The sequence below is a fragment of the Actinomadura sp. NPDC000929 genome, from assembly GCF_040492065.1.
GTDB lineage: Bacteria > Actinomycetota > Actinomycetes > Streptosporangiales > Streptosporangiaceae > Spirillospora > Spirillospora verrucosospora.
Window position 1 is genome coordinate 1 of the sequence record NZ_JBEUPA010000261.1, and the last position, 5522, is coordinate 5522.

Genomic DNA, 5522 nt, shown 5'->3' on the forward strand with positions numbered 1-5522 from the left:
CGCTTCTTGCTTTCTGGGTGTGGGGGGGTTGTTGAGGGGGGTGTTTTTTCTGAGGACCAGGACGAGGTTCCTCGACGCCGGGCGGCGGGGACGCCGCGAGCGCCGCGTACAGGCCGAGCATCTCCGGCAGGTCCGGCAGTTCGACCAGCAGCGCCGCGTCGCCGCTCGGGAGGATCCGCACCCCGCCCTCACCTCCAGAGGTCGTCGAGCGCGGAGAGGCTGTTCCACCCCAGGTAGAGCGACACCAGCCAGGCCGCGACGCCGAGGACGAGGAGCCCGACCGGGTACCGGTGGCCGCCGAGCAGGTCGCGGCGGCGGGCGGCCGCCCACAGCAGCACGGCGAGGCCGAAGGGCAGGATCAGCCCGTTCAGCGCCCCGGCGAGGACGAGCAGCTTCGCCGGGGCGGTGCCGATGGCGAGGTAGATGGCGGCGGAGACGAGGATGAACGCGACGACCAGCCGGTTGCGGTGCCGCTCGACGAAGGAGGAGAACGAGACGAGGAACGACACCGAGGTGTAGCTCGCGCCGATGACCGAGGTGATCGCGGCCGACCACATGATCAGTCCGAAGACGCGCAGCCCGGCCTCGCCCGCCGCGTGCTCGAAGGCCGAGGCGGGGGCGTTCTCCTTGGCGAGGGTCACCCCGCCGGCGACGACGCCGAGGACGGCGAGGAACAGCAGCACGCGCATGAGGCCGGTGACGATGATCCCGGTGACGGCGCTGCGGTTGATCTCCTTGACGTTGCCGGGCCCGGTCACCCCGGACTCGATCATGCGGTGGGCGCCCGCGTAGGTGATGTAGCCGCCGACCGTCCCGCCGATGAGCGTGGTGATGACCAGGAAGTCGACGGTCTCCGGCGCGACGCTCTGCCGGAGCGCGTCCCCGAGCGGCGGGTCGGAGACGAAGGCGACGTACAGGGTCAGCAGGATCATCACGGCGCCGAGCACGACGACGATCCGGTCCATCGCGACGCCGGCCCGCCGGACCAGGAAGATCGCGATGGCGGCCAGCGCGGACAGCGCGCCACCGATCTTGACGTCGAGGCCGAGCAGCGCGTTCAGCCCGAGCGCGGTGCCGGCGACGTTGCCGATATTGAACACCAGGCCGCCGAACACGTCGAGGGCGGCGAGGCCGTACCCGGCGCCGGGCAGGACGCGGTTGCCGAGTTCCTGGGCGCGCATCCCCGAGACGCCGACGACGCGCCACACGTTGAGCTGGATCGCGACGTCCACCAGCACCGACACCAGGATCGCGAAGGCGAACGCGGCGCCGAGCTGGGCGGTGAACACGGTGGTCTGGGTGATGAAGCCGGGTCCGATGGCGCTGGTGGCCATCAGGAACATGGCGCCGGCGAGCGCGGCGCGGCGGGAGCGGGCGGCCGGTTCCGTGGTCGTGTCGAGGGTCGCTGGGTCCGTCATGGCGGGGCCCTTCCGGGGGGTTCGACTTTCCGCAAGGGTAGGGATTGTTCAACAATCCATCAAGAGACCTGTTGATGCATTTCTCCGTCCCCAGGGATAGGCTGAGCGCCCCAGAACGTTCGCGCGCCCTCCCGCGCCTACCCCCGGAAGGTGGCCGATGCCCGTGCCGGCGCAGGGCTCGTGGCTGGCCGGCATCGCGGCCGCCCGGCACGGCCTCGACAGGACCAGCACCGCCGGGCGGATCGCCGACCTGCTGCGCGAGCAGATCACCGAGGGGCGGCTCGCCCCGGGCGAGCGCGTCCGCGAGGAGGAGCTGGGCGAGGCCCTGAAGGTCTCGCGCAACACCGTGCGCGAGGCGTTCCGGCTGCTCGCCAAGGAGCGGCTGCTCGTCCACGAGTTCAACCGGGGCGTGTTCGTGGGCCGGGTCACCGCCGAAGGCCTGGCGGACCTCTACCGGGTGCGGCGGATCCTGGAGTACGAGGGCATACGGTGCGCGCCGCAGGCCCCGCCCGCGGCGTTCGCCCGGGTGGAGGCGGCGGTCCTCGCCGGCGAGCGCGCCGCCGCCGCCGGGAGCTGGCCGGACGTCGGCACCGCCGACATCCGCTTCCACGAGGCCATCGCCGGGCTGGTGGGCAGCCCCCGGGTCGACGAGATGATCCGGCACCTGCTGGCCGAGATGCGCCTGGTCTTCCACGAGATGGGCTCGCCGCGCGAGTTCCACGAGCCCTACCTGGCCCGCAACCGGCGGATCCACGACCTGCTCGCGCGGGGCGACTTCGCGGAGGCCGAGCGGGAGCTGCGCTCCTACCTCGACGACGCGGAGTCCCAGCTCAGCGCGGCCTACCGAGAGAAGGCGCCCTAGGGGGCCTCGCCGAAGGCGGGGCTAAGGGGCGTAGTTCATGACGTGGTCGTGCAGGAGCTGCGGCGCGGCCGGGTCGGCGCGGCGGAACGCCTCGATCAGCTCGGCGTGCTCGGCCGACTTGGAGTAGATCTCCGTCTGGTGCAGGCGCAGGGAGAGGGTCGTCCACAGCTCGATGCCGAGCCCCTCCCACACCGAGACGAGCAGCCGGTTGCCGGCCGACTCGACGATCTCGCGGTGGAAGGCGATGCTGAGGTGCATCTGCTCGTGCAGGTCGCCGTCCCGGGCGGCCTCGCCGAGACGGCGGTTGTGCTCCTCCAGCGCGTCCAGGCAGTCGGCGAGCCGGGGCAGCGCCAGCTCCACGGCCGTCCGCTCCAGGCCCGCGCGGACGGGGAAGATCTCGGCCAGGTCCCGCTCGGTGAAGTCGCGGACCCGGGCGCCCCGGTTCGGCAGCGTCTCGATCAGCCGCTGCGCCTCCAGCTGGCGCAGCGCCTCGCGGACCGGCCCCTGGCTCACGCCCAGCTCGGCGGCGATCCGGCGCTCGACGACGCGCTCCCCCGGCTCCCACCGCCCGGAGCTGATGCCCTCCACGATGAACTCGCGGATCTGGTCGGCGAGCCCGGTGCGGAGCAGCTGGTCGGAGGTCTTCACGAAACTGGATCGTAGCGCCACGGCCGGTAAGTGCCTCTTGACGGGTGGGCGGGTCGTACGAGATACAATATGATCGATCATAGATCAATGATGATCGGGAGTGTCGTGGCGATCCTACGGCGCTGCCCCGGACGAAGGAAGGGTCGCCGATGGCTGACACCGTCCAGGCCGCACCGGCGCGGAGCCGGAGGGCGCGCGGCGCCCAGGCTCCCGAGCCGAAGACCGACGCGGCGGCGCCGGACGCGGCGCCCCCGGCGGCCGACGCCGGCACGCTCGTCGGCTACTACCGGCAGATGCTGCTGATCAGGCGCTTCGAGGAGCGGGCCGCCCGCGCCTACACCGAGGCCAAGATCGGCGGCTACTGCCACCTGAACCTCGGCGAGGAGGCCACGGTCGTCGGGCTGATGGCCGCGCTGCGCCCCACCGACTACCTGTTCACCAACTACCGCGAGCACGGCTACGCCCTCGCCAAGGGCATCGGCGCGGACCGCGTCATGGCCGAGCTGTACGGGCGGTCCACGGGCGTGTCCAAGGGCTGGGGCGGGTCGATGCACCTGTTCGACGCCGAGGCCCGGCTGCTCGGCGGGTACGGGATCGTCGGCGGGCAGGTGCCCCTCGCGGCCGGCGCGGCGCTCGCCGTCTCCTACAAGGGCGGCGACGAGGTCGTCATGTGCCAGATGGGCGACGGGACGACCGCGATCGGAGCGTTCCACGAGTCGCTCAACATCGCCGCCCTCTGGAACCTCCCCGTCGTCTTCGTCGTGATCAACAACGGTCTCGGGATGGGCACCACCGTGGAGAGCTCCGCGGCCGAGCCGGAGCTGTACCGGCGCGGCGCCGCCTACCGGACGGAGAGCCTGCGGGTGGACGGCACCGACGTGATCGCGGTGCGCGACGCCGCGCGCACCGCCGTCGAGCGCGCCCGCGCCGAGAGCAAGCCCTACCTGCTGGAGACCGTCAGCCCCCGGCTGAAGGGCCACTCGGTCGTCGACCCGGCCCGCTACCGGTCCAAGGAGGAGAAGGAGTCCCTGAAGGCCGCCGACCCCCTGGCCCGCATGGCGCTGGAGCTGGAGGAGGCCGGGATCCTGTCCGCCGACGACCGCGACCGGCTCGACACCGAGGTCACGGCGGAGGTCGACGCCGCCGCCGCGTTCGCCGACGAGAGCCCCGCGCCCGAGGTGTCCACGCTGTTCGACTACACCTACGCCACCCCGGTCCCGGGCGAGCTGCGCCGGCTCCCCGCCGACCCCGTATTCGGTTCCTGAGAGGCACCCATGGCAACCGTGACCTACCGCCAGGCCCTCCGGGACACGCTCCGCGCCGAGATGCTGCGCGACGAGAACGTCTTCCTGATGGGCGAGGAGATCGGGCTCTTCGAGGGCTCCTACAAGATCACCGAAGGGCTGCTCAAGGAGTTCGGGCCGCGCCGCGTGCGCGACACCCCGATCGCCGAGGAGGGCTTCGTCGGCGCCGCGATCGGCGCCGCGATGCTCGGCCTGCGCCCCGTCGTGGAGATCATGACGATCAACTTCTCGCTGCTGGCCCTGGACCAGATCGTCAACCACGCCGCGAAGATCTACGGCATGTTCGGCGGGCAGGCCAGCGTGCCGATGGTGATCCGCACGCCGGGCGGCGGCGGGCAGCAGCTCGGCGCCACCCACTCGCAGAACGTCGAGCTGTTCTACTCGTTCATCCCCGGCCTGAAGGTGCTCGCGCCGAGCACGCCCGCCGAGGCGTCGGCGATGCTGAAGGCCGCGATCCGCGACGACGACCCGGTGCTGTTCCTGGAGAACCTCGCCCTCTACAACACCAAGGGCGAGCTGCCCGCCGCGGTCGAGGACGTCGAGCCCGCCGAGATCGGCCGCGCCGCGGTGACCCGTCCGGGCACCGACATCACGATCATCGGCTACTCCCGGATGGCCCGCGTGGCCTCGGAGGTGGCCGAGACCCTCGCCGCCGAGGGGATCTCCGCCGAGGTCGTGGACCTGCGCAGCCTGCGCCCGCTCGACCGGCAGACGGTCGTCGACTCCGTCCGCAGGACCGGCTGCGCCGTCGTGGCCGAGGACGACTGGCTGACCTACGGCATCGGCGCCGAGATCGCCGCGACGATCCAGGAGGGCGCGTTCGACTGGCTGGACGCCCCCGTCCGGCGCGTGGCGATGGCCGAGGTGCCCCTCCCCTACGCCAAGTCCCTGGAGACGGCGGCGCTGCCGTCCGCCGAGTCCCTGCTGACCGCCGTGCGCGCCACGCTCCGCGCGACCGGCCGCATCACGCCGGGGGCGGACGCCCCGTCCCCGCGACCCGCTCTGGAGCCCGCGCGATGACCGAGATCCTCATGCCCCGCCTCTCCGACACGATGGAGGAGGGCGTCATCAGCTCCTGGCAGAAGCAGCCGGGAGACGAGGTCGCGGTCGGCGACGTCATCGTCGACATCGAGACCGACAAGGCGGTCATGGAGTACGAGGCCTACGAGGCCGGCGTGCTGGAGAAGATCCTCGTCGCCGAGGGCGAGACCGCGGCGATCGGCGCCCCGATCGCGGTGATCGTCCCCGCCGGCGGCGCCCGTCCCGAGTCCGCGCCCGCCGCGGAGGCGC

The 5522-nt window shown here is 72.3% G+C and carries 6 protein-coding genes and 1 pseudogene; 4 read left to right on the forward strand and 3 right to left on the reverse strand.

The genetic code is table 11. The features are described from left to right. Both ABWI04_RS41350 and ABWI04_RS41355 read right to left on the reverse strand, forming a co-directional pair. Positions 1–181: pseudogene (locus ABWI04_RS41350) on the reverse strand (hypothetical protein); the annotation flags it as partial. Between the two features lie 7 nt (positions 182–188). Beyond that, positions 189–1418, reverse strand: a complete 1230-nt coding sequence (locus ABWI04_RS41355; RefSeq protein ID WP_378188947.1) for an NRAMP family divalent metal transporter — start codon at positions 1416–1418, stop codon at positions 189–191. 157 nt (positions 1419–1575) lie between these two features. Between ABWI04_RS41355 and ABWI04_RS41360 the strand changes: the two genes are divergently transcribed. Next, positions 1576–2280 carry a GntR family transcriptional regulator gene (locus ABWI04_RS41360; protein WP_353835824.1) on the forward strand — a complete coding sequence of 235 codons (705 nt, stop codon included), beginning with the start codon at positions 1576–1578 and terminating at the stop codon, positions 2278–2280. Between the two features lie 21 nt (positions 2281–2301). On the opposite strand, the gene ABWI04_RS41365 is transcribed toward ABWI04_RS41360, so the two are convergent. After that, the gene (locus ABWI04_RS41365) at positions 2302–2928 is read right to left on the reverse strand and encodes a GntR family transcriptional regulator (RefSeq protein ID WP_353835825.1); all 627 of its coding nucleotides are present in this window, start codon (positions 2926–2928) and stop codon (positions 2302–2304) included. Positions 2929–3077: 149 nt separating this feature from the next. Here ABWI04_RS41365 and pdhA point away from each other — a divergent pair, with 149 nt between their 5' ends. From pdhA to ABWI04_RS41380, 3 genes are all read left to right on the forward strand, one after another. Continuing rightward, positions 3078–4193 (forward strand): pyruvate dehydrogenase (acetyl-transferring) E1 component subunit alpha, encoded by a 1116-nt coding sequence (pdhA, locus tag ABWI04_RS41370; protein WP_345177605.1) that lies wholly within the window; start codon positions 3078–3080, stop codon positions 4191–4193. A gap of 9 nt (positions 4194–4202) precedes the next feature. Then, positions 4203–5252: an alpha-ketoacid dehydrogenase subunit beta gene (locus ABWI04_RS41375; RefSeq protein ID WP_345177608.1), complete on the forward strand. Its 1050-nt coding sequence runs from the start codon at positions 4203–4205 to the stop codon at positions 5250–5252. Continuing rightward, the coding region (locus ABWI04_RS41380) for a biotin/lipoyl-containing protein (RefSeq protein ID WP_353835826.1) at positions 5249–5522 on the forward strand (274 nt) is incomplete at its 3' end. The genes ABWI04_RS41375 and ABWI04_RS41380, both read left to right, overlap by 4 nt.

Excerpts from the sequence above, each read along its gene's own strand:
- pdhA (WP_345177605.1), top strand. The coding sequence starts at position 3,078 with ATGGCTGACACCGTCCAGGCCGCACCGGCGCGGAGCCGGAGGGCGCGC.
- ABWI04_RS41360 (WP_353835824.1), top strand. The coding sequence starts at position 1,576 with ATGCCCGTGCCGGCGCAGGGCTCGTGGCTGGCCGGCATCGCGGCCGCC.
- ABWI04_RS41375 (WP_345177608.1), top strand. The coding sequence starts at position 4,203 with ATGGCAACCGTGACCTACCGCCAGGCCCTCCGGGACACGCTCCGCGCC.
- ABWI04_RS41355 (WP_378188947.1), bottom strand. The coding sequence starts at position 1,418 with ATGACGGACCCAGCGACCCTCGACACGACCACGGAACCGGCCGCCCGC.